Source organism: Flindersiella endophytica (genome assembly GCF_054779015.1).
This window is the reverse complement of record NZ_BAAGYY010000006.1, coordinates 98,464-124,948: the sequence shown is the minus strand read 5'-3', so window position 1 is coordinate 124,948 and position 26,485 is coordinate 98,464. Positions and strand designations below refer to the sequence as shown.

Annotated in this window: 20 protein-coding genes and 1 pseudogene; 14 read left to right on the top strand and 7 right to left on the bottom strand. The window is 69.2% G+C overall.

Annotation, left to right across the window (positions count from 1 at the left end):
- Nucleotides 1-7: 7 nt before the first annotated feature.
- Nucleotides 8-925: an SDR family NAD(P)-dependent oxidoreductase gene (locus ACYVF6_RS04170; protein ID WP_460515886.1), complete on the bottom strand. Its 918-nt coding sequence runs from the start codon at nucleotides 923-925 to the stop codon at nucleotides 8-10.
- A gap of 74 nt (nucleotides 926-999) precedes the next feature.
- Here ACYVF6_RS04170 and ACYVF6_RS04165 point away from each other — a divergent pair, with 74 nt between their 5' ends.
- The 3 genes from ACYVF6_RS04165 to ACYVF6_RS04155 all read left to right on the top strand — a co-directional run bounded on the left by ACYVF6_RS04165 (nucleotide 1,000) and on the right by ACYVF6_RS04155 (nucleotide 3,853).
- A complete protein-coding gene (locus ACYVF6_RS04165) occupies nucleotides 1,000-1,422 on the top strand; it encodes a VOC family protein (RefSeq protein WP_460515884.1) in 423 nt (140 codons plus the stop codon).
- A gap of 79 nt (nucleotides 1,423-1,501) precedes the next feature.
- On the top strand, nucleotides 1,502-2,662 hold the full coding sequence (locus ACYVF6_RS04160; protein ID WP_460515883.1) for an AAA family ATPase: 1,161 nt from the start codon (nucleotides 1,502-1,504) through the stop codon (nucleotides 2,660-2,662).
- Between the two features lie 417 nt (nucleotides 2,663-3,079).
- A complete protein-coding gene (locus tag ACYVF6_RS04155; protein WP_460515881.1) occupies nucleotides 3,080-3,853 on the top strand; it encodes an IclR family transcriptional regulator in 774 nt (257 codons plus the stop codon).
- Here ACYVF6_RS04155 and ACYVF6_RS04150 read toward each other — a convergent pair.
- Together ACYVF6_RS04150 and ACYVF6_RS04145 are read right to left on the bottom strand one after the other, a co-directional pair.
- Nucleotides 3,834-4,646 carry a cytochrome c biogenesis CcdA family protein gene (locus ACYVF6_RS04150; protein WP_460515879.1) on the bottom strand — a complete coding sequence of 271 codons (813 nt, stop codon included), beginning with the start codon at nucleotides 4,644-4,646 and terminating at the stop codon, nucleotides 3,834-3,836. The genes ACYVF6_RS04155 and ACYVF6_RS04150 overlap by 20 nt on opposite strands.
- A 4-nt stretch (nucleotides 4,647-4,650) precedes the next feature.
- Nucleotides 4,651-5,253, bottom strand: coding sequence for a TlpA family protein disulfide reductase (locus ACYVF6_RS04145; RefSeq protein WP_460515877.1), 603 nt, complete (start codon nucleotides 5,251-5,253; stop codon nucleotides 4,651-4,653).
- A 198-nt stretch (nucleotides 5,254-5,451) separates the two neighbouring features.
- Here ACYVF6_RS04145 and ACYVF6_RS04140 point away from each other — a divergent pair, with 198 nt between their 5' ends.
- A complete protein-coding gene (locus ACYVF6_RS04140; protein WP_460515875.1) occupies nucleotides 5,452-6,957 on the top strand; it encodes an SLC13 family permease in 1,506 nt (501 codons plus the stop codon).
- A 209-nt stretch (nucleotides 6,958-7,166) separates the two neighbouring features.
- On the opposite strand, the pseudogene ACYVF6_RS04135 reads toward ACYVF6_RS04140, so the two are convergent.
- Nucleotides 7,167-7,985: pseudogene (locus tag ACYVF6_RS04135) on the bottom strand (DDE-type integrase/transposase/recombinase); the annotation flags it as partial.
- A gap of 216 nt (nucleotides 7,986-8,201) precedes the next feature.
- On the bottom strand, nucleotides 8,202-10,094 hold the full coding sequence (locus tag ACYVF6_RS04130; RefSeq protein ID WP_460515873.1) for an ABC transporter ATP-binding protein: 1,893 nt from the start codon (nucleotides 10,092-10,094) through the stop codon (nucleotides 8,202-8,204).
- 100 nt (nucleotides 10,095-10,194) lie between these two features.
- Here ACYVF6_RS04130 and ACYVF6_RS04125 point away from each other — a divergent pair, with 100 nt between their 5' ends.
- The 3 genes from ACYVF6_RS04125 (at nucleotide 10,195) to ACYVF6_RS04115 (ending at nucleotide 13,844) form a co-directional block, all read left to right on the top strand.
- Nucleotides 10,195-10,629 carry a MarR family winged helix-turn-helix transcriptional regulator gene (locus ACYVF6_RS04125; RefSeq protein ID WP_460515871.1) on the top strand — a complete coding sequence of 145 codons (435 nt, stop codon included), beginning with the start codon at nucleotides 10,195-10,197 and terminating at the stop codon, nucleotides 10,627-10,629.
- A 73-nt stretch (nucleotides 10,630-10,702) separates the two neighbouring features.
- Nucleotides 10,703-12,664 carry a cellulase family glycosylhydrolase gene (locus tag ACYVF6_RS04120; RefSeq protein ID WP_460515870.1) on the top strand — a complete coding sequence of 654 codons (1,962 nt, stop codon included), beginning with the start codon at nucleotides 10,703-10,705 and terminating at the stop codon, nucleotides 12,662-12,664.
- 109 nt (nucleotides 12,665-12,773) lie between these two features.
- Nucleotides 12,774-13,844, top strand: a complete 1,071-nt coding sequence (locus ACYVF6_RS04115) for a hypothetical protein (RefSeq protein ID WP_460515868.1) — start codon at nucleotides 12,774-12,776, stop codon at nucleotides 13,842-13,844.
- Between the two features lie 60 nt (nucleotides 13,845-13,904).
- Here ACYVF6_RS04115 and ACYVF6_RS04110 read toward each other — a convergent pair whose 3' ends face one another.
- Entirely contained in the window at nucleotides 13,905-14,381 is a 477-nt protein-coding gene (locus tag ACYVF6_RS04110; RefSeq protein ID WP_460515866.1) for a DUF1772 domain-containing protein, read from the bottom strand.
- A gap of 111 nt (nucleotides 14,382-14,492) precedes the next feature.
- Between ACYVF6_RS04110 and ACYVF6_RS04105 the strand changes: the two genes are divergently transcribed.
- Nucleotides 14,493-14,759, top strand: coding sequence for a hypothetical protein (locus ACYVF6_RS04105; protein ID WP_460515864.1), 267 nt, complete (start codon nucleotides 14,493-14,495; stop codon nucleotides 14,757-14,759).
- A 216-nt stretch (nucleotides 14,760-14,975) separates the two neighbouring features.
- Nucleotides 14,976-15,206, top strand: a complete 231-nt coding sequence (locus ACYVF6_RS04100) for a hypothetical protein (protein WP_460515862.1) — start codon at nucleotides 14,976-14,978, stop codon at nucleotides 15,204-15,206.
- Between the two features lie 114 nt (nucleotides 15,207-15,320).
- Here the strand turns inward: ACYVF6_RS04100 and ACYVF6_RS04095 are convergent, their stop codons facing one another.
- Nucleotides 15,321-18,689, bottom strand: coding sequence for an AfsR/SARP family transcriptional regulator (locus ACYVF6_RS04095; RefSeq protein WP_460515860.1), 3,369 nt, complete (start codon nucleotides 18,687-18,689; stop codon nucleotides 15,321-15,323).
- 215 nt (nucleotides 18,690-18,904) lie between these two features.
- Here ACYVF6_RS04095 and ACYVF6_RS04090 point away from each other — a divergent pair, with 215 nt between their 5' ends.
- The 5 genes from ACYVF6_RS04090 (at nucleotide 18,905) to ACYVF6_RS04070 (ending at nucleotide 26,425) form a co-directional block, all read left to right on the top strand.
- Complete coding sequence (locus ACYVF6_RS04090) at nucleotides 18,905-19,288, top strand: YybH family protein (protein WP_460515858.1); 384 nt, start codon at nucleotides 18,905-18,907, stop codon at nucleotides 19,286-19,288.
- A gap of 212 nt (nucleotides 19,289-19,500) precedes the next feature.
- Nucleotides 19,501-21,984: a leucine--tRNA ligase gene (gene leuS / locus ACYVF6_RS04085; RefSeq protein ID WP_460515856.1), complete on the top strand. Its 2,484-nt coding sequence runs from the start codon at nucleotides 19,501-19,503 to the stop codon at nucleotides 21,982-21,984.
- A 334-nt stretch (nucleotides 21,985-22,318) separates the two neighbouring features.
- Nucleotides 22,319-22,981 carry a TetR/AcrR family transcriptional regulator gene (locus ACYVF6_RS04080; RefSeq protein WP_460515854.1) on the top strand — a complete coding sequence of 221 codons (663 nt, stop codon included), beginning with the start codon at nucleotides 22,319-22,321 and terminating at the stop codon, nucleotides 22,979-22,981.
- Nucleotides 22,982-23,058: 77 nt separating this feature from the next.
- The gene (locus ACYVF6_RS04075; protein WP_460515852.1) at nucleotides 23,059-24,159 is read left to right on the top strand and encodes a hypothetical protein; all 1,101 of its coding nucleotides are present in this window, start codon (nucleotides 23,059-23,061) and stop codon (nucleotides 24,157-24,159) included.
- 130 nt (nucleotides 24,160-24,289) lie between these two features.
- Nucleotides 24,290-26,425, top strand: coding sequence for a class I tRNA ligase family protein (locus tag ACYVF6_RS04070; protein ID WP_460515850.1), 2,136 nt, complete (start codon nucleotides 24,290-24,292; stop codon nucleotides 26,423-26,425).
- The last annotated feature ends 60 nt before the right edge of the window (nucleotides 26,426-26,485 follow it).

Below are 26,485 nucleotides of genomic sequence, written 5' to 3'. Positions count from 1 at the left end.
CGCACCTCTATCGTCGAGTACTTCCGAATTCAAAGGATACGTTGGTGAGGTCCTCGGAGATCTCCCACAGCCGCTTGGCCGACTCCTCGTCGTACGCCCACGGCTTGGCCGTGTGGCGTACGGGCGGGCCGTTCCGCTTCTGCGGCTGGAAGTACTCCCCGCCCTGCGCGTCGGGCGCGGTCGCGGCGTACAACGTCGGCGCCGCACCGGTCTCCGCGGAGTTGGCGATCAGCTTCAGCAGGCCCCGCACGATGAAGTTGCCGGGCGGACGCGGGCCGAGGTTGGTCGCGGTCATGCCGGGCTGCGCGGCGATGCTGCGCTGGGGTTGCCCGGCGGCTGTCAACCGGCGGTGCAGCTCCTGTGAGAACAGCAGGTTCGCGAGCTTGGACCGGGCGTACGCCGTGACCCGCTTGTAGTCGCGTTCGAACTGGACGTCGTCGAAGTCGAGCTTGGCCCGCGGCATCTCGTGGATGTCGCTCGCGACCGTCACGATCCGGGCGTCCGGCTCGGCGAGCAGCAGCGGCAGCAGCCGCCCGGTCAGTGCGAAGTGGCCGAAGTGGTTGGTCCCGAGAACGATCTCGAAACCGTCCTTGGTCTTGCCGGGCGGCGCGAACGCGATGCCGGCGTTGTTGAGCAGCAGGTCGAGCGAGTCGTGCTTGGCCGCGAACTCCTCGGCGAACGTGCGGATCGAAGCGAGGTCCGACAGGTCGAGCTGGGCCCACTCCACGCTGGATCCCGGCGCCTCGGCCTGGACCCGCTGGATCGCCTCCTGGCCCTTGCCCGCGCTGCGACCTGCGATGACGACGTGCGCGCCGTGCCTGGCGAGCTCGAGCGACGCGGGATATCCGATGCCGCTGTACCCACCGGTCACGATCGCGACGCGGCCGGACTGGTCGGGTATGTCGTCGGGGGTCCATGGGCTCATGTCGGGCGCTCCGTTCGTGATCTAGGTGTACGAAACGGTACCGTACACCGGGGCGATGCGCCATGCTGTCTGTCATGACCGCACCACAATCCCCCGTGCGCGAGCTCCGGCTCGCGATCACAGTCCGGGACTACGACGCCGTCCTGCGCTTCTACCGCGACGTACTCGGCCTGCCCGAGGTCGAGAAATGGGGCTCGGAGGACTCGGAGGAGGGCGTGGTGACCGTCCTTTCCGCCGGCCGGGCCACGCTGGAGATCCTCGACGAGAAGCATGCGGCGCACGTCGACGAGATCGAGGTCGGCCGCCGCGTCGCCGGACCCGTACGCGTGGCCCTCCAGGTCGACGACTCGGCTGCGACCGCGGGCCGGATGGCCGAGGCCGGCGCCGAGCAACTCGCGCCTGACACCGTGACACCGTGGAACCACCGCAACGTCCGGCTGGAGGCGCCCGGCGGCCTGCAACTCACGCTGTACACCGTTCTCACCGACGATGCGTAGTCCCGCCGGCATCCGAATTAATTAATACGGGTCACCCGTATTAATTAATTCGGATGGTGGGGCTGGGTAGCGTGTTCGGGTGATCTCGTGCCTGGCCGTGGAGAACTACCGCTCGTTGCGGAGCCTGGTCGTCGAACTCGGCCCGCTGACCGTGGTGACGGGTGCCAACGGCACGGGCAAGTCCAGTCTCTACCGCGCCCTGCGGTTGCTGGCGGACTCCGCGCGGAACGGCGCCGTGGCCGCGCTGGCCCGCGAGGGCGGGCTTCCGTCAACGCTCTGGGCCGGGCCGGAGACGATCAGCAAGGCGATGCGGGCGGGCGAGCGGCCGGTGCAGGGAACGGTGCGGCGCGGCCCGGTGGCCCTGCGGCTGGGCTTCGCCGAGGACGACCTCGGGTACGCGATCGACTTCGGGTTGCCGCTGCCGACCGACTCGGTGTTCCACCTGGACCCGTTGGTGAAGCGCGAGGCGGTGTGGGCCGGCCCGATCCTGCGGCCGTCGACCCTGCTGGTCGAGCGAGCCGGCACCATGCTGCGGATCCGCGACGGGCGCACGTGGTCGACCCTGGCCGACTCGGTGGGACCGTTCGACAGCATGCTGAGCGAGTACACCGACCCGCAGCGCGCTCCCGAGCTGCTCACGCTTCGCGAGCGGGTCCGGTCGTGGCGGTTCTACGACCAGATCCGCACCGACGCGGGCGCGCCGGCCCGGCAGATCAGGGTCGGCACCCGTACTCCCGTGCTCGCTCACGACGGCGCCGACCTTGCCGCCGGGCTCCAGACGATCCGCGAGATCGGCGACGAGGCGGCACTCTCGGCCGCGATCGACGCGGCCTTCCCCGGCAGCCGGCTGGAGATCGGGATCGAGGGCGCCCTGTTCGAGGTACGGCTGCGTCAGCCCGGCTTGCTGCGCCCGCTCGGTGCGGCCGAGCTCTCCGACGGGACGCTGCGTTATCTCCTGTGGACCGCGGCGCTGCTCTCCCCGCGACCGCCCGCACTCCTCGTACTCAACGAGCCGGAGACGAGCCTCCACCCGGAGCTGATCCGGCCGCTGTCCAAGCTGATCGCCACCGGCGCGGAACACACTCAGGTCGTCGTCGTGAGCCACTCGCACCAGTTGATCGACGCGCTCTCGGAGGTCGCCGAGCCGACCAGGATCGAGTTGGTCAAGGACCTCGGCGAGACCCGGATCGAGGGGCGGGGCAGTTTCGACCATCCGCCTTGGCAGTGGCCCAAGCGGTGACGTCGCGGGCTGGACGAGTGCGAAGCGCCTTCAAGCACAACGAATCGGCGCGTGCAGGCGTACCCACGAGTAGGCGGTGGCCAAAATCGGCAGGCTTGTTCCGCCAGGCGGACTATTCGACTAGCTTTCTTGACGATCCGTAAGCTGGATGCTGAGACTGTTTGTCCGCTCGACAGACCGTGTGTCCGTTGGGCGGAGACGGCAGGGGCAACCTCTGCCGGGACAGCTGGATGGGCGGCCTGACCGTCGATCGGCGAACCGTACCGGGCGAAACGCCTCCCAGAAACCGGCTGCGCGGAGGGGGCCTCAGCCCGCGCATTCGTGAGAGGGGGCGGTGCGGCTTGCCTCGACGCAGCCTGGCCACCACCAGCTGTCCGGGGGCACTACACGGGGGACAACGGGAGAAACGGGGAGACGGTGAACGCCGACCAGGGGGCGTCGTCGCAAGGAGTACGTGCCGCTGACCGGTTACTCGACGTGATGGAGGCGTTGGCCTCCCACGTCGACGGGTTGAGCTTGACCGAGTTGGCGCGGCAGACCGAGATACCGAAAACCACTGTCCTGCGGTACATCATGACGCTGATCGACCGCGGGTACGTCGTACGGGGACCGGCGGTGGACACCTACCGGATTCCCTTTTCCCTGCAGGTGATGCGACCTCAGCAGATCGTGCAGCTGGTCGCCGCGGTCCGGCCGTGGATGTTCTCGCTGCGCGAGACCTTCCAGGCGACGGTGAACCTCGGCGTGCTGGAGTCCAACGGCGTGAGCTATCTGGAGGTCGCGTCCGACACCGGCGCGATCCGCTTCAACGCGCGTACGGGCGCACGCGACCCGATTCACTCGACCGCGTTGGGGAAAGCCATCGCCGTGCAGTTGAGGGAGCCGGAGATCCGCCGGATCGCACGTCTGGAAGGGCTTCCGCCTCGTACCGCCACGACCATCACGGAGCTGGCGGCGTTCCTGCGCGAGTTGCAGGACGTCCGGCGGCGTGGCTACGCCCGCGATCGCGGCGAGAACGAAGAGGGCGGCGCCTGCCTGGCCGTACCCCTTTACGGTGCGCCGGTTCCGGCGGCGCTGAGCCTCACCGCTCCGGTTGGACGGCTGACCGCCGATGCGATCGACCAGGTTGTGGCCGGGCTGCGGGAGGCCGCCGAGGCGGTCGCGAACACGCTCACTGTGCGGCGAGGCTGATGGTGCTCAGCAGGCTGTCCAGCCAGCCGGCGAGCTCGCCCTGCACGTTCTCCACGACGGTGACGATCGGGTCGTCGACGTCGGCGCCGCTGAACACGCGGACCTCGTACCAGCCGTAGTAGGCGACGTACGCACCGACGACCACCAGCAGTCCGCCGGCCACCCGTGGCACCAGCGACGTGAATCGGCGAAGCTTGTGTACGAACGTGTTCTGCGCAAGGGAGATCGCGACCGCGGCGACGCCGACCAGCAGGCCCATGCCCAGCGCGTAGGTCACGAACAGCCCGATACCGGCGAGCACGGAGCCGGCGTCGAAGCTCGCCACGACGATGCCGAGGAACGGGCCGATCGCGCAGCCGAGCGAGGCGATCGCGTACGAGGCGCCGAACGCCGCCATCGACGGAATGGAACGCGTGATCGCCTTGCCGGCTTGGGATTTCGGCTCGCGGCTCGGCAGCCGGAGTCCGGGGATGGCGCGGCCGGCCAGCAGCCAGGCACCGATGCCGGCGAGCACAATGCCCAGGCCGATCGTGAACCAGGGCAGGTGTTGCTGGATCGATCCCGCCACCGGGGCGATGACCAGACCGAACAGGCCGAACACCGCGGCGAACCCGAGCGTCATCGCGGCCGTCAGCACGAGCGCCCGCGCGACGGCGGTCGCCCGGCCGACTGGTCGTTCCTGGTCGCCGAGGATGAGGAACGAGAGATAGGCGGGCAGCAGCGCGAACCCGCAGGGGTTCACCGCCGCGAGCATGCCCGCCGCCAGCGCGAGGCCGAACGGCGCATCGGCCATGCCGTCAGGCCGCCAGCTCGCTCAGCCGGTCGGTGAGCTCCTGCTCGCTGAGCTCACCGGTGTGCACGATCTTCCCGTTCTCGTCGATGACGACGTACTGATCCTGGTACGTGATGCCGTACTTCGACCACAGCGTGGAGCTTCCGTCGGCCAGGTGCGTGATGCCGGACAAGTCGTAGTCGGAGATGAAGTCCTGGATGGGCCCGGGGTCGCTCTTGACGGCAACGCCGACGACGTTCACCTCGCCGCCGAACTCGTCGATCGCCTGCTTGACGTCCGGTGCGGCGCTGCGGCACTTCGGGCACCAGGCGGCCCAGAACCACAGTACGGTTGGCTTTCCGGCCAGTGTCTTCCCGTCGAACGGCTTGCCGTCGACCGTGGTGGCCTTGAACCGCAGCGACTCCGGCACGGGCTTGGCTGCCTTGGCAGACGCAGTGTCAGTCGGCTCGGAGTCCGGCGAGCTCGCGGTCGGGCTGGCCGCCGGCCGGCTGGACGCCGGTTCCGTGGTCGGGCCGGCGGCCGTCCGGGTCGTGCCGGCGTCGCCGCAGCCGGCCAGGGCGAGGGCCGTCCCCGTCGCGATCGCGAGGAGGGCAAGTCGGATCCGCATGCGCTCACCCTAGGAGCTCCGAACGGCGCCGACCGGCACGCCGAGCCGGACGTCAGCGGTTCGTAAGGAGTCTTGCTGTCCGATCGGTGCCCTTTTCGCCCAAACCCTCGACGTGCCGGTCGGTTTGTGCTCGACTACGGCGCAAGGGGTGTGTGCCGAGAAGGCTCTGGGAAACGCGACAAGCGAAAGGAGCTGCACATGCTGGGCGAAGAAGTCCTCACCGAACGGGAGGAGCGCTTCGAGCGCGGTCGCAAGACCGTCGGCCTGTTCCTCGCACCGGCCCTGCTGGTGCTCTTCCTGATCCTGCCATCCGGCCTGGAACGCGAGCAGCACCGGCTCGCGGCCGTCCTGCTCATGGTGATGGTGCTGTGGGTCACCGAAGCCGTACCCCTACCTGTCGGCGGCCTGATCGGTGTGGTGGCCGCCGTGGTGCTCGACGTCGCGCCGGCAGACGACGTGCTGGGGCCGTTCGGATCCTCGACCATCTTCACGTTCATCGGTGCGTTCATCATCGCCCAGGCCATGCTGACGCACGGGCTCGCGCGCCGGTTCGCGTTCCGGATCCTGGCGATCAAGGGTGTCGGCAACTCCACGACGCGCACGATCATCGCGTTCGGTCTGATCACCTGCGCGCTGTCGGCGTTCGTGTCCAACACCGCGACCGTCGCGATGCTGCTTCCGACCGCCATCGCGATCCTCGACACCGTCGCCGGAGCGAGCGGACGGTCGACGATCCGGCGGACCTCGGTCGCCCTGCTGCTGATGCTGGCGTACGGCGCGAGCGTCGGCGGGCTGCTCACACCGGTCGGCTCGCCGCCCAACCTGATCGGCCGCGGCTTCATCGAGAAGGCCACCGGAAAGCCGATCAGCTTCTTCGACTGGATGGCGACCGCGATCCCTATCTGCGCGGTGATGTTCGTCGTGCTCGTGCTCGTCCTGCTGGCGCTCAACCGGCCGGAGGTCAAGCGGCTCGACGGGCTCGAGGAGTACGTCGCGGAGGAGCGCGCAAAGCTGGGCAAGCTGTCCGGCGCCGAGCGCAACACGCTGATCGCGTTCGGCGTGGCTGTGGTGCTGTGGCTGACACCGGGCATCGTCGGCGTGATCGCGGGCACGGGTTCGGCCGCGTACGACAACATCAAGGAGACGCTCGACGAGGGCATGGTGGCGGTGCTCGCCGCTTCGCTGCTGTTCCTGCTGCCGGTCAAGTGGTCCGAACGCAAGTTCACGATGGGCTGGAGCGACGCCGCGAAGATCGACTGGGGCACGATCCTGCTGTTCGGCACCGGCATCATCCTCGGCTCACTGCTCAACAGCTCGGGGCTGGCCAAGACGATCGGCACCGGCGCGGCGGACACGTTCGGCATCAGTTCGATCGTCACGTTGACGGTCTTCGGCGTGCTGCTGGCGATCCTGGTGTCGGAGGCGACCAGCAACACCGCGTCGGCGACTGTGGTCGTGCCGATCGTGATCTCGATCGCGGTCGGAGCCGACGTCAACCCGTTCGTACCCGCGCTGGCGGCGACGTTCGCGTGCTCGTTCGGCTTCATGCTGCCCGTGTCGACACCACAGAACGCGGTGGTCTACGGCTCGGGCCGCGTGCCGATCACGAAGATGGTGCGCTCGGGCGCCTCGTTCGACGTCGCGGGCGCGATCCTCATCATCCTGCTGCTGCCGCTGATGGTGGCCGTCCTCGGTCTCAGCTGAGGCCGGCCCGGCGACCGAACCGCACGAAGGTGCCCCTCACGCGAACCGGTTGGATGAGGGGCACCTTCGTACGAATGGCGGGCGCTGAGCCCAGCCGTCCGGCAGATCGGTGTACTCCCACCAGCCCGCGGTGCGAGCGGGCTCGAGCGGTGCCGGGCGCTGTTCCAGCAGATCGAGCCGGCTCAGGACGTGGCGGGCCGGCTCGGTCAGCTCGGCTCGCCGGGCTGTCGAACGGGCGGGCTCTTCTTCGCGGTGATGCCCAGGTCAAGACAGGCGTCGCGCCAGGCGTGTGATTTGTAGGCCGACCCGTTGACGGTCAACACCCGCTGCACGGTGACCCCGCGGTCGGCGAACCAGGCCACCGCCCGGCGCAGCACGCCGATCGCGGTGGCTGCAGTCTCATCATCGTGGATCTCGGCGTAGGCGACCCTGGAGTGATCGTCGATAACGGTGTGCACGAACCCTGTGCCGGCCCGTGGCTCGTAGCGGGTGTTGCGGTTACCGGTGCGGTTGGCGGTGGCCTCGCGGTGACATTCGTTCTGGACCCCGGCCGACGTAGCGCCAGCCGCCACCGTCGGGGATGTTGCCGAGTTTCTTCACATCCACCTGCAACATCGCACCCGGATGCGGGTGTTCGTAGCGCGGATCGGCTCACCTGTACAGCGATCGATGTGGGACAGCCGGCTGATCCGGCACCGCTTGAGCACCGCGTGGACCGTGGAGGCGGCCAAGCCCAGCCGGCCGGCGATCAGCACCGGCCCCAGCTGCTGTTTCCACCGCATGTGCACGATCTTGCGCACCACCGGCTGCCGCGTCCTGGTCGGGCTGTGATGCGGCCGCGAGGAGCGATCCTGCATGCCCTCCACGCCGATACCCCGACCAAGTTCCCGGTACCGATCAGCCCACCCGCTTGCCGCGGGCCAGGACACCTGAAACGCCTTGGTCGCCTGCGCGACCGGCCAGCCGTCCTCGATCAGACGCGCCAACCGAAGCCGGGCACGCGGGGTCAAGGCTGCGTTGGCGTGGGAACGAAGGCCTCCAGGTTGATGGAGCGGTTCTCAGACAGCTCCACTCCACAACCAGAGGCCTTCCTTCACGCGTGACGAAGTTGTTCTTCGCGAGTATGACGAGCACGAGGCCGTCGGTCCAGTTGGCGCGGCGTGCGTCGCCGGGGTCGGCGGGCAGGTCGCGAAGCCGATCGGCGTGGACGGAGCAGGCGACGTGGAGGGCCGGCCCCGGGGACCTCAGGCCGGCTGCACGTCGGCCTGAGGCTCGAACTGCGTTTTGTAGAGCTCGGCGTAGAGGCCGCCGGCGCTGAGCAGCTCGCTGTGCGGTCCGCGCTCGATCAGCCGTCCCTCTTCCAGGACGAGGATCTCGTCGGCGTCGCGTACGGTCGACAGGCGGTGCGCGACGACCAGCGAGGTGCGGCCTTCCAACGCGGTCGCCAGCGCCTGCTGCACGGCCGCTTCGGACTCGGAGTCGAGGTGGGCGGTCGCCTCGTCGAGGATGACGATCGCGGGCGCCTTGAGCAGCAGCCGGGCGATGGCCAGCCGCTGCCGCTCGCCGCCCGACAGCCGGTAGCCCCGGTCGCCGACCACGGTGTCGAGCCCGTCGGGCAGTGACGCCACGAGATCCCAGATCCGGGCCGCCCGCAGTGCCTCCACCAGATCCGCCTCGGTGGCGTCCGGCCTTGCCAGCAAGAGGTTCGAGCGGATCGTGTCGTGGAACATGTGGGAGTCCTGGGTGACCACGCCGATCGCCCGGCGCAGCGACTCCTGCGTGACGTCGCGGACGTCGTGCCCGCCGATCCGCACCGCGCCGCCTGTGACGTCGTACAACCGCGGCACCAGCGAGGTGATCGTCGACTTGCCGGCACCGGACGGGCCGACGAGCGCCACCATCGAGCCCCGCGGAACCGTGAAGCTGACCTCGTGCAGGACCTCGGCGCCGGGGTCGTTGGAGAGCGTTGCCGCGGACTCCAGCGAGGCGAGCGAGACCTGAGCTGCCGCGGGATAGCCGAACGACACGCGGTCGAACTCGACGACCGGCTCGGCGTCGCGCGGGAACACGGCGGCACCCGGCCGGTCGGCCACCATCGGCTTCAGGTCGAGCACCTCCAGCACGCGTTCGAAGCTCACCAGCGTGGTCATCACGTCGACCTGGACGTTGGACAGCGCCGTGAGCGGGCCGTAGAGCCGGTTGAGATAGGCGGTGAGCGCGACGACGGTGCCGACGCCCAGCGCACCCTCGACGGCGAACGCGCCGCCGACGCCGTAGACCAGCGCCACGGCCAGCGCGCTGACCAGCCCGAGCGAGACCCGGAAGATGCCGGAGTACATCGACTCGGTGACACCGATGTCGCGGACGCGCGCGGCTCGCCCGCCGAACTCCCCGGACGCGTCGGCAGACCGGCCGAACACCTTCGCCAGCACGGCTCCCGCGACGTTGAAGCGCTCGTTCATGGTCTGGCCCATCTCGGCGTTGAGCCGATAGCGCTCGGCCACGATCCGCCGCAGCCGGGGCGCCATCAGCTTCGCCGGCAGGATGAACAGCGGCAGCAGCACCAGCGCGAGCAGCGTGATCTGCCACGACATCACGAACATCGCGGCCAGCACGAGCACGACCGTGAGGAGGTTGCTGACGACGTTGGACAGCGTGGAGGTGAACGCCTGCTGCGCACCGAGCACGTCGCCGTTGAGCCGCTGGATCAGCGCGCCTGTCTGGGTGCGGCTGAAGAACGCCACGGGCAGGTTCTGGACGTGGTCGAAGACCGCCGTGCGCAGGTTGTAGATGAGCCCTTCACCGATCCGGGACGAGCAGAACCGCTGGGTCAGCGTCACCGCCGCCGAGGCCAGCGCGAACAGCGCGACCACGCCCGCGAGCGCGAACACCAGACCTGTGTCGTGCTTGGCGATGCCCTCGTCGATGATCTTCTGGAACAGCAGGGGAGTGGCGGCACCGATCGCCGCGTCGGCGGCGATCAGCAGCAGGAACGCGCCGATCAGCCGGTGGAACGGCTTGGCGAAGCCGACGATGCGGCGGACCGTTCCGGGTGCGAGCTTGTGGTCCTTCACCGCCTCGTCGCGCAGGAACGAACGCATCGCACGCCCTTGCCCGGCGCCCTGACCCAAGCTCATCCAGTTGCCCTCCAAGCTGTCGGCTGCATGACTGTCGTTGACAGAATACAGAGGTTACCTCGCTATGAGCCAACCTCCAAATAACGCGTACACTCGATGCATGCGGCACCACCATCGCCACGAGACGCCCGCCGAGGAGATCGCTGCTCTGCTGGAGGGGATCGTGCGGCGGCAGCGCCGGGCTTCGCAGGAGCAGTTGGAGGATCTCGGTGTGACGCCGGGTCAGCTGCGCGTGCTGCGCACACTGCACCACGCCGAGGGTGCGCTCCGGGTCAGCGAGCTGGCCGAGCGGCTCGGCATCGTCCCGCGGTCGGCGACGTCGGCCATCGACGGTCTCGAGGCTGTCGGCCTGGTCGCACGGGCACCCGACCCCGGCGATCGTCGTGCGACGCTGGTTTCGCTGACGGACGACGGTGGCCGGATCCTGCTGTCCGTACGCCGCCGCAAGCGCGACGCGCTGATCGCTCAGGTCGAGCGCCTGAACGACGAGCAGCGGGGTGCGCTGCTCGCGTTGTTGCGACATCTCGCGGACTGAATCTGTGCTAGACATCTGTATTGAACCGGCCGGGCGCAGCACAACCTCATAGCTCTGGGGAGGGCGCGTCCCGATGCGCAGACGTTTCGTCGCGGTCCTGGCCGCAATTGCGCTGCTGAGTCTCGGCTTCGGTTCCGCACCGGCAAGCGCGTCGAGCGGTTTCGTCACGCGACACGGCGCGACACTGAAGCTCGACGGCAAGCCGTTCCGGTTCAACGGTTCCAACAACTACTACCTCATGTACAAGTCCCCGCTGATGGTCGACGACGTGTTCGCCGACGCGAAGGCCGCCGGGTTCACCGTGCTGCGTACGTGGGGCTGGCTCGACATCGGCAACCAGGACGGCAGTGACTCCGTCCACGGCAAGGTCGACGGCATCTACTTCCAGTACTGGAACGGCACCAGGCCGGCATACAACGACGGCGACGACGGCCTCGCGAAGCTCGACTACGTTCTCTACAAGGCCAGGCAGTCCGGCATCAAGCTGGTCATCCCGTTCACCAACAACTGGCGTGATTTCGGCGGCATCGACCAGTACGTCCGCTGGCGCGGCGGGCAGTACCACGACGACTTCTACACCGATGCGGTGATCCGCGGCTGGTACAAGGACTGGATCAGCCACGTGCTGAACCGCGTCAACAGCTACACCGGTGTTCGTTACAAGGACGACCCGACGGTGATGACGTGGGAGCTCGGCAACGAGCCGCGCTGCAAGGGTTCCGGCGTCTACCCGCAGTCGAGCACCTGCACCACCAAGACGGTGGTCACCTGGGCCGACGAGATGACCCGCCACATCAAGTCGATCGACCACAAGCACCTGGCGAGCGTCGGCGACGAGGGCTTCTACTGCGACGACCCGGCGAGTTCGGACTGGACGCTCAACTGCGGCGAGGGCGTCGACTCGCTCGCGCTCACCCGGCTGCCGGCGGTCGACGTGATGTCGTACCACCTCTATCCCGACGGCTGGGGCAAGGACGCCGCCTGGGGGACCGGCTGGATCACGCGGCACGTCCGCGACGCCAGGCGGATCGGCAAACCGGTGATGCTGGGTGAGTTCGGCATCGCGAACAAGGCGATCCGCAACCCGGTCTACCGCGAGTGGACCGACGCGTTCATCGCGGCCGGCGGCACCGGCTTCCTCTACTGGATCCTGTCCGGCGTCCAGGACGACGGCACACCGTATCCCGACTACGACGGCTTCACGGTCTACTGCCCGAGCCCGGTGTGCCGGACGCTCACCAACGCGGGCTCGCTGATCCGTGGCACGGGCCGTACGTTCCCACCTGTCGCCGACTCCGACGCGGCGGTCACGGAGTTCGAGACTGCGGTGACGTTGCCGGTGGTGGCGAACGACATCGCCTACGGCACGGACATCCGGCCGGGCAGTGTCGACCTCGACCCGGCGGCGGCCGGACGGCAGGGCTCGATCGCCGTTAGCGGCGGTACGTTCGCGGCCGGCGCGGCGGGCGTCGTGACGTTCACGCCTGCTGCGGGCTTCGACGGCCGGGTCACCGCCTCGTACACCGTCCTCGACCGGCGCGGAAGGCTGTCGAACGTCGCAGGGCTCTCGGTGACGGTGCAGCCGGAGCCGGGCGCGCCGGTGCGGATCGCGTCGTTCGAGGACGGCGTTGACGGCTGGGCGCCCGGCGATTGGCAGACCGATGCCGGCACGGTCGAGCAGACCGCCGCGTTCCACACCGACGGATCGTTCGGCCTGCACGTCGACGGCGTGGCGGGCGGCTGGTTCGGCCGGACCTACCCCGAGGGGATCGACCTCGGCGGCAAGGCGAAGCTCGCGTTCGACATCCAGACGGGTGCGGCCGGAACGTCTCGCAGCGTCGCGATCCAGGTCGGGCCGAACTGGACGTGGTGCCAGTCGTCGTTCGGCTGGATCGAGCCGAACCAGTCGATCACCGCCGAGTTCGACCTGCTGACCGACATGTCGTGCGACTCGGCGGAGTTCGGCGAAGTGCACGCGGTCTACGTGTGGTTCAGCCCGGGCCAGTTCGACATCGACCAGGTGCGCGCGCAGTAGCTCCAGGGCGCTCACGCGGCCGATAGCGCGGTGTGAGCGTGGTGAGAGCGCGAAAGTGCATCATCTCCCTGCCGGGCCCGCCGGGTCCGGTTTGTCGGGAGGGAGTCAGATGAAGCTTTCGTATCGGGTACGCCTGGCCACGGTGGCGGTCGCCGCCGCGGGTTTCGGGGCGGTCGTACCCGTCTCCACCGCGGTCGCGCAGGTCGCACCGGACGTCTCGGCGCAGGCCGGTTCGGCGTGCCCGCGATCGGAACTGCCGGTTCCGGTGGGGTACACCTCGGCCAGTCTCGCGTCCGCCGATCCGTCCGGCCGCTTCCAGGTGGGCACGGCACGCGATGCCGAGGATCGCACCCACCTGCTGCGCTGGGACGGTGGAGTGGTGTCCGACCTGGCGACCCGAGGGCTCGCGTTCGGGCCCACGGACGTCAACGCCGGTGGCGAGATCGCCGGTGGTGACTACGACGAGGCGACCGGGCGGTACGTCGGCTGGCGTTACCGTGACGGCGAGTTCGTGAGCCTGCCCGGGCGTGCGCCGTACGTCGATGTCAGTGCGTCGGCGATCAACGCGGCCGGCCAGATCGCGGGACGGGTCGACGACCCGGCCACCGGCCGCACGCTGCCGGCGGTGTGGAACGCGGACAACTCGCTCACCGTGCTGGGCATGCCGAGCGACCGCAACACTGTCACCGTCCAGGACATCGACGAGGACGGCACGGTGCTCGGCACGGTCTGGTACGACGACGGGAACACCGGCATCAGCGGCCGCTCGGCGATCGTCTGGTACCCCGACGGCACCTGGCGGCTGCTCGCCGGCCTGGAGTCCGGCGCGGAGACCAACGGAACATCGATCCGGTCCGGGCGGGTTATCGGCCTCCAGGTGAGCGGGAGCACGGCACCGATCCTGATCTGGGACGCCGCTACCGGCGAGGTCTCGACGTTCCGTGGCGGCGCCACCGGAAACCCGACCGCGATCAACGCCGACGGCTCGGTGACCGGATACCTCGACGGTGTTGCCGGACCGGTGTTCGTGGCCGCCGGTGCGGAGCCGCGTTCGCTGCCGATCAACGATCCGGTGATGGGCTCGGGCGGCCCGGCCGCGCTGACCGACGACGACGTCGCCTACGGCAACGACTACGACGAGAACGGGACGGCCGTCGTCCGCTGGAACTGCCAGGGCTGAGCAGCCCGTTTGTGCAGCTGCTGAGGCACAAATGACCATGGGTGCTCGGTCATTTGTGCCTCAGCGGCGGCCGCGGGCACGTTCGGCGGTGAGCATTCCGGCCGCGGCCGCCGCGAGCCGGCAGGCGTTCAGCCGGTGCCACTTCTTCAGCAGCGCCTGCCGTTCCTCCGCACTGAGCGGCGGCCCGGCGACGAACAGCTTCGAGTTGACGTTCCTCACCAGGTGCACGGTCACAGCGGCTCCCGCGAGGGTGGACGCGGTGGAGGCGATCAGCCAGCCCCGCCCGCCGGCCGGGGCCTTCCAGCCGGTGGCCAGCGCGGCGATCGTGGCGCCGAACGTGACCGGGATGCCGGGCAGGTAGTAGCGCGCCGGGCTGCCCTTTCCGAGCATGGAGGCCGGCCGCGGGTCGGCGCCACTCGCATCGGAAGGCTCAGACAGCCGCTCCGGTATGCGGGCGACGGCCTCGTACAGGTTGCCGAAGAGCCAATGGGCGCGGCCGAGCTGGGCCAGCGTCAGGAGCGTTCTCGTGGCACGCATGATGAGAACTTTCTCATCCGCGGCTCACCTCGGGCTTGCCCGGTTCGGGCAAGCTCCGAGGAATGCGGAACAGCTCTCGTCGCACTCGGTTTCGGCGCCGGTCTGGTCGGCGTGCCGGTGATCGGCGGCGTCATCGCGACGACGGCCGACCAGCCACCAGACCTCGGCGAGCGAATCGTCGTGCCCCAGGACACCGCGACCACTCCGGCTCCGGAGACCACACCGGCGTCCCCTGGCCGGACCACCCGGCCGACGCAGCGGGAGACCGGCGGCAGCGAGGTGCCCCCGCCCACGCCACCCGGCAGCGACGACGATGACGACGCGGGCGATCCTGGCGATCCGGGCGACGACGGCGACGACGATGGCCTCGACGACTGAGCCCTCGCCTGGCCGGGGCATCAGCGCGCGGGCCCGCATCGTCGGCTGGATGCTGCTCCTCGTCGATGTCGCACTGACGCTCGCGGTCGCGCTGACCTGGACGATCCTGATCAACCGGCTCGACGCCCGGGGCGCTGACGAGCTGCGGCACGAGGGCGCGAAGCTCCGTCAGCGTGAGCAAGTACTGCGTGGCCGTGGCCGCGCTCCAGGGGTACGGTGGGTCGGCGAACGGGCTGGTTGCCGCGGTTGTCGGCGTACTCGCTGCGGATCGACCCACGCATCTATCGTGCGCCGAGTGCTGCCGCACTCGGAGGCGACGTCGTCGTGGCGATCCGGGAGGCCCGCACCGACCTCGACCAGCAGGCACGCGCGCTGGCCGTCGACGACGCTTCGTCCAGCTCGCCGAGCCGCAGCTGTTCCGCCGCTGTGCCGATCCGGTGCTGGTGAGGTCGAAGTCGGTGGGTCTGCGGGCTGGGTGAATGATGAATTGCGGCAGCGATCCCTTGTATGCGGTGCTTCGGGAGCTGTTCGCTGCCGGCAGACCGGGACGGCGGTGGACGGTCAGGCCCTTCGCAGCAGTGGTTCCAGCTCGGCGGCTTCGGGCGCGCCGACGGCGGTGAAGATGGTGAACGCGCGTTCCCTGTGCTGGCGTGCGGTGTCGGCGTCGCCGTCGCGTTCGGCGAGGTCGCCGAGGAGGCGTAGCGCGTGTGCCTCGCCCAGTTGGTGGCCGGTTTCTGCTTGCAGGGCAAGGGCTTGCGCCGCGGTCGTACGAGCGTCGCCGAGCTCGCCGGCCTCGGCGTAGGCGCGGGCCAGCACCACCCTCGCCTGCCCTTCCAGCAGGCGGTAGCCCGCCGCCTGCGCCGCGGCAGCCGCCGTCCGAGCCGTCGACGACGCCTCGTCCAGCCGGCCGAGCCCCAGGTGGGCGGCGGCCGTGCCGATCTGGCCGATCACCGTCTCGTAGTGGTTGCCGGCCTGCTCGGCGAGCTGCGCCGCCCGCGCGTAGTCGCGGTAGGCGTTGGCGAAGTCGCCGGTGCGCTCGGCCAGGTCGCCGTACAGCAGGTGCAGGTCGATCTCCATCTGGTGCTCGGCGGTCTCCTCGGTGATCCGCAGGCAGGTCTCCGCGTGTGCCTTGGCCTGCTCGAAGGCGCCGGCGTCGAGGTCGGTGACCGCGAGGCTGTACGACGTGGCGAAGATGCCGAACTCCGAGCCCAGCTCGCGGTGAATCTCCAGCGCCTGCGCCAGATGCTCGCGCGCCAGCGTGAGGTCGCCGCGCAGGCGGTAGACCTCACCGAGGTCCATGTGCCCGATCGCCACGTCGAAGTCCCGTGGCGATCCGGACGACCGGGCAAGCCGCTGCGCGAGCTCGAGGTTCTGCCGGTGGTAGTCGATCGCGCGCTCGAGCTGGCCGGTACGGGTGTAGGCGATCGCCAGGTTTCCGAGGAACATCGCCTCGCTGGTTCCGAGCTTGCGCGCCAGTACGAGGGCGCGTTCGAGCCACTCGACCGAACGATCGACCTGTCCCTGTTGCAGGTGCCCGATCGCCAGCAGGTTCAGCGACTTCAGCTCCGCTTCGGCCCAGCCGGCCTCCCGGGCCAGCTCCAGCGCGCGCTCGCTGCCGAGCTGCGCTCCGGCGTAGTCGCCCGCGTGGTACTTCGCCTGCGCCAGGCTGAACTGCCCGGCGGCCTGGCCGTGGGCGTCGCCCTGCCGCTTCGCGGCCCGCAGGCAGAGTTCGGCAACCTCCATCCACTCCGGCAGGAAACGCGCCAGGTGGAGGTAGGGCCGCAGCCCGTCGGCGAGCAGCCAGACCCTCGGGCCGGGCCGGTCGGCCAGCGCGTGGACGGCGGCCAGCAGGTTGGCGCGCTCGGCGTCCAGCCAGGCCAGCGCGCTCGGGTGATCGTCGAAATCCTCGGCCTGGAAGGAGATCTCGTGGGACTGCGGCAGACGCAGCGCGTCCGGGATGAGCAGCGCGACGGCGGCGTAGGTGTTGCCGGTGTACCAGTCGACCAGCCGGTCGAGCGCGACCTCGCGTTCGGCCTCGGTGTCTTCGGCCGCGGTGCGCTCGGCGGCGTAGAGCCGCATCAGGTCGTGGAAGGCGTACCAGCCCGTCGCGCGGCGCTCGATCAGGTGGCCGTCGACCAGCCGGTCAAGTATGCGCCGGGCCGCGGCCGTCGTGACTCCGCCCAGCGCGGCGCCGGCGGCCACGGAGAAGTCGGCGCCCGGCACCAGGCTCAGCTGCCGGAAGAACCGGCGCTCGCCGGGGTCCAACTTGACGTACGACAGGTCGAAGATCGCGCGGACGGCATCGGAGGAGGAGTCGTCGTCGACCCGCAGACGGTCGAGCCGGTCCTGCCGGCTGAGCTCGACCACGTGGTCGGCCAGGCTCTGCTGGTCGTCCCACAGCAGGTTGGCCGCGGCCAGCCGGAGCGCGAGCGGCAGCCCGGCGCACAGCTCGGCCAGCTTCGCGGCGGCCTCCGGCTCCTCGCGTACCAGTTCGGGACCGAGCACGTTCGCCAGCAGCTCGACAGAGTCGCGGATCGGCAAGCGGCCGATCTCGAACGGCTGCGCGCTCTCGCGGGCCACCAGGCCGGACAGCCGGCTGCGGCTCGTCACCAGCACCAGGCAGCCGGCGCTGCCGGGCAGCAGCGGGCGCACCTGGCTGGTGTGCGCGGCGTTGTCGAGCAGGACGAGGACCTTGCGGTCGGCGAGCAGCGAGCGGTAGAGCGCGGCCGCCTCGTCGACGTCGGTCGGCACCTGGCCGGCCTCGACGCCGAGCGCGCGGAGGAACAGGGTGAGGACGGCGAGCGGCTCGAGCGGAGAGTCGGAGGAGTAGCCGCGCAGGTTGGCGTAGAGCTGCCCGTCGGGGAACCGGTCGGCGACACCGTGCGCCCAGTGCACCGCGAGCGCCGTCTTGCCGACACCGCCGGTGCCGGTGATCGCGGTCAGCACGACCGCGGTCGGCGGGTTGCCACCGTCGCCGGGGAGCAGCGCGTCCAGCCGGAGCAGGTCCTCCTCGCGTCCGGTGAAGTCGGCGATGTCGGCCGGCAGCTGCCGCGGGATGGGGCGTTCGGCGTCGGCATCGGCCGCCGCCGCGTCGTCCGCTGGGTCCGGCTCCTGGTCCGGCTCGGGCACAGCCTTGGGCTCGCGGTCGGGCTCGCGACCGGCCGTTGCCGGACTCGGTGCCAGGTCGAGCGCCGGGTCGGCGTTCAGGATCTGCTGGTGCAGGTCGCGCACCTGGCGGCTCGGCTCGGTGCCCAGCTCGTCGGTCAGCATGCGGTAGAGCTGCCGGTACGCGGCCAGCGCGTCGGCCGGCCGGCCGCACCGGTAGAGCGCGAGCATCAGCTGGGCCCAGAAGCGTTCCCGCATCGGATGCGTGCTGACGAGCGACTGCAGCTCCGCGGGCAGGTCACCGGCCTCGCCCAGCCGCAGATCGGCGTCGATGCGGGCCTCCAGTACGGCGAGACGGCGTTCCTCCAGCCGTCCGGCCTCGGCCTGGACGAGCGGCATCGCCGGCACGTCGGTGAACGCCGGACCGCGCCACAGCTCCAGGCCGGCCCGCAGCAGCCGGCTGGCCGCGGGCACGTCACCGCCTCGCAGCGCGGCGAGGCCGTCGCCGGAGAGCTGCTCGAACCGCCCGGCGTCCTGATCGGCAGGGCCGATCGCGAGCTCGTAGCCGGGGGAGTGGGTGCGCAGCACGTGCCCGTCGGGGTCGTCGAGCAGCCGGCGCAGGCGTGAGACGTAGCCGTGGATGCGGTTGTCGGCACCTCGCGGCCGCTGCTCCTGCCACAGCTGGTCGATCAGCCATTCGACCGAGACCGCCTCGCCGGGGCGCAGCAACAGGGCCGCGAGCAGCGAACGCAGCTTGGGCGCGCCCAGCCGGACCCACTGGGCGCCCTGGCGCACCTCCAGCGGACCGAGGAATCTGACGCGCATGCGGTCTCCTCCGGTGGTATCCGCCGCCGAGTACAGGTTCGAGTCCAGGTTGGAGCACAGGTCGGAGTACAGGTCGAGTACAGCCTTGGTCCCGAACCTACTTCACCGGTCAGCGGGTGCGTGCTGGTGCTCCCCGGCTGGAATTAATTATTACGGGTGACCCGTATTAATTAATTCGGCCAGGGCTGGGGATGCTCGCGCCTATCGTGTGCCGGATGACAGACCCGCGGCCCGCGCTCGCAGCGTTCCTCCGCCGCTACGAAGCAGCCACCAACACCCACGACTTCGAGCGGATCGCACCGCTGATCTGCGCCGATGCGACCTATGTGTTCTCCGAGGACAGCCTGAACCCCAATCGCGGGATCGAGGAGATCCGAGCCGCGATCGAGCAGACGTTCGCGACCATCCAGGACGAGGTCTACGAGATCAGCGACGTGGAGTGGGTCGCCGTCAGCGCCGAGCTGGCGGTCTGCACGTACCGCTTCTCCTGGCAGGGCCGGATCGACGGCGAACCGGCGTCCGGTCAGGGCCGCGGCACCAACGTGATCACCCGGCGCGACGGCGACTGGCGGATGCTGTACGAACACCTGAGCACCTGAGGCGGCGGTCTGAGCGGCTCAGCCGCAGGTGAAGACCGGTTGCGCTACCCTGGGTGCATGCGGATGGCCCTCGTACTTACCAGGCCGCGCTGATCTTCAGAGGGTGCGATCGAGCTCGCACCGCGTCGGCGCGGCTACCCCTCCCGGGTGGAGGGGTTCTCCTTGTCTAGAGTCTGCTCAGCCCCTGCCATCCGTTTCGGAGCCTTGAGACCATGAGCGAGCCCAGCACCTACGACTTCGCCGCCATCCAGAGCAAGTGGCTGCCCGTGTGGCAGCGCATGGACCCGTTCCGTGCCGACCGGCTCGCCGATCCGGAGACCGGCACCGAGGACACGCGCGAGCGCAAGTACCTGCTCGACATGTTCCCCTACCCCTCCGGCGACCTCCACATGGGTCACGGCGAGGCCTACGCCTTCGGCGACCTGCTGGCCCGCTACTGGTTCCAGCAGGGCTACAACGTCATCCACCCGATCGGCTGGGACGCCTTCGGCCTGCCGGCCGAGAACGCCGCGATCCGGCGCAACGCCCACCCCGCGGAGTGGACCTACGCCAACATCGAGACCCAGGCCGAGTCGTTCAAGCGCTACGGCGTCTCGTTCGACTGGTCGCGGCGGCTCGAGAGCTGCAGCCCCGACTACTACCGCTGGACGCAGTGGCTGTTCCTGCGTTTCTACGAGCGTGGGCTGGCCTACCGCAAGGCGTCGTTCGTCAACTGGTGCCCCAAGGACCAGACCGTGCTCGCCAACGAGCAGGTCATCCAGGGCCACTGCGAGCGCTGCGGCAGCGCGGTCACCAAGCGCGAGCTGACCCAGTGGTACTTCAAGATCACCGACTACGCGCAACGCCTGCTTGACGACATGGCGCCGCTCGAGGGCAAGTGGCCGGAGCGCGTGTTGACCATGCAGCGCAACTGGATCGGCCGTTCCGAGGGCGCCTACGTCGACTTCCAGGTCGAGGGCCGTTCGGAGCCGGTGACGGTTTTCACGACGCGCCCGGACACGCTCTACGGCGCGACGTTCTTCGTCGTGGCGCCGGAGTCCAAGCTGGCAAGCGAGATCGTCTCCGCGGAGCAGCGGGAGGCGTTCGAGGCCTACCTCGAAGAGGTCAAGCGCGAGACCGAGATCGAGCGGCTGTCGACCGAGCGCGAGAAGACCGGCGTGTTCCTCGGCGTTCATGCGACCAACCCGGTCAACGGCGAGCAGATCCCGGTGTGGGCTGCCGACTACGTACTGGCCGACTACGGCACCGGCGCCATCATGGCGGTGCCCGCGCACGACCAGCGCGACCTGGACTTCGCGCGGACGTACGGCATCCCCGTGCGGATGGTCGTCGACACCGGCGAGGCCGACCCGGCCGAGAGCGGCGTCGCGACCGCGGGCGAGGGCAAGCTGGTCAACTCCGGCGTCATCGACGGGCTCAGCAAGACCGAGGGCATCCGCAAGATCACCGAATGGCTGGAGCAGCAGCAGATCGGCAAGGGCGCGATCACGTTCCGGCTGCGCGACTGGCTGCTGTCCCGCCAGCGCTACTGGGGCTGCCCGATCCCGATCGTCCACTGCGAGTCGTGCGGCGAGGTGGCCGTCCCCGACGACCAGCTGCCGATCGAGCTGCCGCACCTGACCGGTGCCGACCTGTCGCCGAAGGGCGTTTCGCCGCTGGCGGCGGCTTCGGATTGGGTCAACGTCGCCTGCCCGAAGTGCGGAGGCCCGGGCCGCCGCGACAGCGACACGATGGACACGTTCGTCGACTCGTCGTGGTACTACTTCCGCTACACCTCGCCCGGCTACACCGACGGCCCGTTCGACCCGGAACAGGTCAAGCGGTGGCTGCCGGTCGACCAGTACGTCGGCGGCGTGGAGCACGCGATCCTCCACCTCCTGTACAGCCGCTTCTTCACCAAGGTGCTCCACGACATGGGCGCGATCGACTTCACCGAGCCGTTCACCGCGCTGCTCAACCAGGGCCAGGTCATCAACCAGGGCAAGGCGATGAGCAAGTCGCTGGGCAACGGTGTCGACCTCGGCGAGCAGCTGGCGACCTACGGCGTCGACGCGATCCGGCTGACGATGGTGTTCGCCGGCCCGCCGGAGGAGGACATCGACTGGGCCGACATGTCGCCGGGCGGGTCGCTGAAGTTCCTGCAGCGCGCGTGGCGGCTGGCGGGCGACGTTTCATCGGAGGCGGGCGTCGACTTCGCTGCCGGCGACGTGGCGCTGCGCAAGGTCACGCACCGCACGATCCAGGAGTTCACGGAGAACGTCGAGGCGTTCAAGTTCAACGTCGGCGTGGCCCGGCTGATGGAGCTGACCTCCGCGATCCGCAAGGCGATCGACTCCGGTCCCGGCGGCGCCGATCCGGCCGTCCGTGAGGCGGTCGAGGCGCTGGCGGTCATGCTGAGCGTGGTGACGCCGTACACCGCCGAAGACATGTGGGAACGCCTCGGCCACGAGCCGACGATCGCCCTGGCCGGCTGGCCCACTGCCGACGCGGCCCTGGCGGCCCAGGAGTCCGTGACCGCGATCGTGCAGGTCGCCGGCAAGCTGCGCGACAAGTTCGACGTACCGCCGACGATCGGCGAAGACGAGCTGCGCGAGCTGGCGCTGGGGTCGGAGAAGGTCACCAACGCCCTGTCCGGCCGCGGCATCCGCAAGGTGATCGTCCGTGCACCGAAACTCGTCAACATCGTCCCGGAGTAGGTACTGAGTCCCGTTTGGTACCGGGTCCCATTTGGTACCGAGTACCTCCCGGTACCGGGTCCCATTTGGTACCGAGTACCTCCCGGTACCGGGTCCCATTTGGTACCGAGTACCTCCCGGTACTGAGTCCCGGTTGGTACCGAGTTCCATTTGGTACTGAGTGCCAGCTGGTACTCAGTACCAATTGCGGACGTCGGCTGCCACCCGCCCTCCAGTCGCTTGAGCAACTGCTCAACTTCGGCTAGCCTCCGTCCAAGCGATCGCTCAACCCCTGGGCGAGGAGCTTGGCCCGGGCCGCCCGGCTCATGAGAAGAACACAGGTGCAGCAGACCCCATGACGGCAACCGACACCCGCGAGCGACTGATCGCCGGCACGCTCGAAACCGTAAAAGAGCACGGCGTCGCCGGTGTCTCCGCGCGCATGGTCGCCACTCGTTCCGGTGCCAACCAGGCCCTGGTCTTCTACCACTTCGGCAGTGTCGACAACCTCCTCGCCGAGGCCTGCCGTACCGAGACCGCCCGAAGAGTCGCCGCCTACAAGGACAAGTTCGAAGCCGTCACCAACCTGCGCGAGCTGCTCGACGTGGGCCGCACCCTGCACTCGGCCGAGAAGGCCAGCCGCAGCGTCGCCGTGCTCGCCCAGTTGGTCGCCGCCGCGCACGCCAACCCGATCCTGCGCGAAGCCGTCGCCGACGGCCTGCGGCTGTGGACCGTCGAGGTCGAGGCCGTGCTGCGCCGGGTGCTCACCACCAGCCCGATCGACGGGTTGCTCGATCCCGCGGCGCTCGCCCGCGCCGTGTCGGCCGGCTTCATCGGGCTCGAGTTGTTCGAGCTCGTCGACGCGCACGCCGCCGAGGACGCCTTCGCCGAGCTCGAACGCCTCAGCAAGATCGCGGAGGCCATCGACGACCTCGGCCCGATCGCCCGGCGCGCCGTTCGCGCCAAGCTCGGCCGGCTCGCCTACAACCGGTCCGGCAAGCTGCGAAAGGACTCGTAAAAGGTTCGTAAGGCCTGGAAGTCCCCCCTCCACTCACCTACCCTTCGAGTAATTTCGGACAGGGGAGGGGACGTTCCGTGGCAGACGTACTCGAACGGCCACAACTCAACCTGCGTACGCTACTCGCCGACTCCGGTGAGCCTCGAACGCTGACGACCCCACGCGAAGACCTCATCACGCTTCTGGTCTGCACGTGGACCGCGATCGGCGTCTTCGTCGACGCCAACGCGCATTCGAACCTGACCGTGCCGGAGACCTTCTTCACCCCCTGGCACGCGGTCCTCTACTCCGGTTACGCCGCGACCGCGACCTGGATCGCCTGGCTGGTCTACCGAAACCTCCGAGCCGGCCGCCGCGGGCGGGCTGCCGTCCCGGCCGGTTACCTCGCGGCCGTGGTGGCCGTTCCGCTGTTCGCGCTCGGCGGCATCGGCGATCTGTTCTGGCATACGTTCATCGGCATCGAGACGACGATCAACGTCTTGTTCAGCCCGTCCCATCTGGCGCTGGTGGTCTCGATCGTCGTTCTGATGACGACACCGCTGCTGCGGGCCCGCGCCGCGACCGCCGATCCGGTGGGCCGCCGGTTCATCCCGATCCTCGTCGGACTCGGGCTGGGCACCGGCATCGCGCTGATGTTCACCGGCTACGGCACCGCCCTGCGCGGCGACGCGGCCGCGATCGTCGACGCGATCTCCGTCAAGGGCGGACCCGTGTCGATGGCCAGCGTCCTGGCGGCCCGGCTGTTCATCACGAACTTCGCACTGCTCATCCCCGTTCTGCTGTTGGTGCAGCGCTGGCGTCCGCCGTTCGGTTCGGTCACGCTGCTGTACGTGCCACCGTTGCTGTTCGGCGGTGTGGTCGCGGGCTTCCGTAACCTCACGACGCTGTTGTCGGTGCTCGCGGCCGGCCTGGTCGTCGATCTGCTGATCCGGTGGCTGCGGCCGAGCCCGGACGCGCGCGTGCGCTTCTGCACGTTCGCCGGCCTGGCATCGCTGGCGATCTGGACGCTGTACATCGGGGTGGCGATGGTCCTGGAGGGCCGCGTGCCGATTCCGGAGCTGTTCACCGGCATGCCCGTCGTGCAAGGGATCTTCGGCGTGCTGCTGGCCGCCCTGCTGGTCGCGTACGCGCCACGGCGTAAGGCGGTGGACGACCAGTCGAAGGCAGAGCTATCCTGACCTCGTGCGGATGACTCTGCTTCTTCTTAGCGGGCCGCGCCGACTGTAGAGGGTGCCCCGGCGGGCACCGCGCCGGCGCGGCCGATGGTCACGCCCTGGTTCGTACGGCCCGCTGAGGAGAGCACTCATCATGGAAACCCATCGCTATACCGGCGTGTCCGCCGGCTCGATCGAAGCACGATGGCAGCGCTACTGGCGCGAGCACGAGACGTTCTACGCCGAGCGCCGCGACGACAAGCCGAAGTTCTTCGTGCTGGACATGTTCATCGGCCCGTCCGGCGCGATGCACGTCGGCCATCCGCTGGGCTATGTCGCGACCGACGTCTACGGCCGCTACCTGCGCATGCGCGGCTTCAACGTCCTGCACGCGTTCGGTTTCGACGCGTTCGGCCTGCCGGCCGAGCAGTACGCCGTGCAGACCGGCCAGCATCCGGCGATCACCACCAAGCGAAACATCGACACGATTCGCGCGCAGTTGCGGCGGCTGGGGCAGGCGTACGACCCGCGGCGCGAGATCGCGACGACCGACGTGTCGTACTACCGCTGGACCCAGTGGATGTTCCTGCAGATCTTCAACTCCTGGTACGACGACGAGCAGCGCCGGGCCAGGCCGATCGCGGAGCTGGAATCCGAGTACGCACAGGGGATCCGGGCCACGCCGGACGGCCGCGCCTGGGCCGGCATGAGCAGAGCCGAGCAACGCAAGGCGATCGACGACCGGCGGCTGGCGTACGTCGCCGAGGCCGAGGTCAACTGGTGTCCGGGTCTGGGCACGGTGCTGGCCAACGAGGAGGTCACCGCCGATGGTCGCAGCGAGCGCGGCAACTACCCCGTCTTCCGCAAGACCCTGCGGCAGTGGATGCTGCGCATCACCGCGTACGCCGGCCGGCTGGCCGAGGACCTGGACCAGCTGGACTGGCCCGAGCCGGTCAAGACCCAGCAGCGCAACTGGATCCCCGACATGCACGACTGGCTGTTCAGCCGGCAGCGCTACTGGGGCGAGCCGTTCCCGATCGTCTACGACGAGCACGGGCCGATCGCACTGCCGGACAGCATGCTGCCGGTCGAGCTGCCCGAGACCGACGACTTCTCACCGACGACGTACGACCCGGACGATTCGGAGTCCGCGCCGGAAGCCCCACTGAGCCGGCTGACGGAGTGGACGACGGTCACGCTGGACCTGGGCGACGGCCCGAAGGAGTACCGCCGCGAGACCAACACGATGCCGCAGTGGGCGGGATCGTGCTGGTACGAGATGCGCTACCTGGACCCCGGCAACGCCGACACGTTCTGCTCGCCGGAGAACGAGTCGTACTGGATGCCCGCCGACCTGTACGTCGGGGGAGTCGGGCACACCGTGCTGCACCTGCTGTACGCCCGTTTCTGGCACAAGGTGCTGTACGACCTGGGACACGTGACGACCGGCGAGCCCTACCACAAGCTGGTCAACAACGGCGACATCCTGGCGCATGTCTTCGCCGACGAACGCGGCGTCTACGTTCCGGCCGACGAGGTGGACGAACGCGACGGGGTCTTCTCCTGGCACGGCAAGCCGGTCACGCACTCGATCGGCAAGATGGGCAAGAGCCTGAGAAACAGTGTTTCCCCGGACGACATGTGCGACCAGTACGGCGCCGACTCGTTCCGCGTCTACGAGATGTCGATGGGGCCGCTGCAGGTGTCGCGGCCGTGGGATCCGAGCGGCATCGTCGGGTCACATCGCTTCCTGCAGCGGGTCTGGCGGATCGTCGTCGACGAGCGCACCGGCGACGTGCGGGTATCCGGAGCACCCGCGGCCGCCGGCACGCTGCGGCTGCTGCACCGGACGATCGAGACGGTTCGCTCCGACCTGGACGAGCTGGCGTTCAACACGGCGATCGCGCGGCTGATCGAGTTCGCTAATCATCTGACCTCTTTGGAGGGCGCTCCACCACGCGACGTCGTCGAAAGTCTCATCCTGCTGCTGGCACCGTTCGCGCCGCATCTGGCCGAGGAGTTGTGGCAGCGGCTGGGACACGCGGACTCGCTGGCGTACCAGCCGTATCCCGAAGCCGACCCGGCGTACCTGGTGGAAGAACAGGTCACCTGCGTCATTCAGGTCGACGGCAAGCTGCGCGGGCGCATTGATGTATCGCCATCGATCAGCGAGGATGAGTTGCGCAGGCTCGCGTTGGCGAGCTCGTCGATACAGCAGATGCTGGACGGGAGGCCAGTGCGCCGGGTCGTTGTACGAGCGCCCAGGCTGGTAAATGTGGTATTGGCTTAGACGTGGGGAGCGCGCCCGGGTGATGTGCTGCCGAGTGTCGTACGGCGATCACCTGCCGTA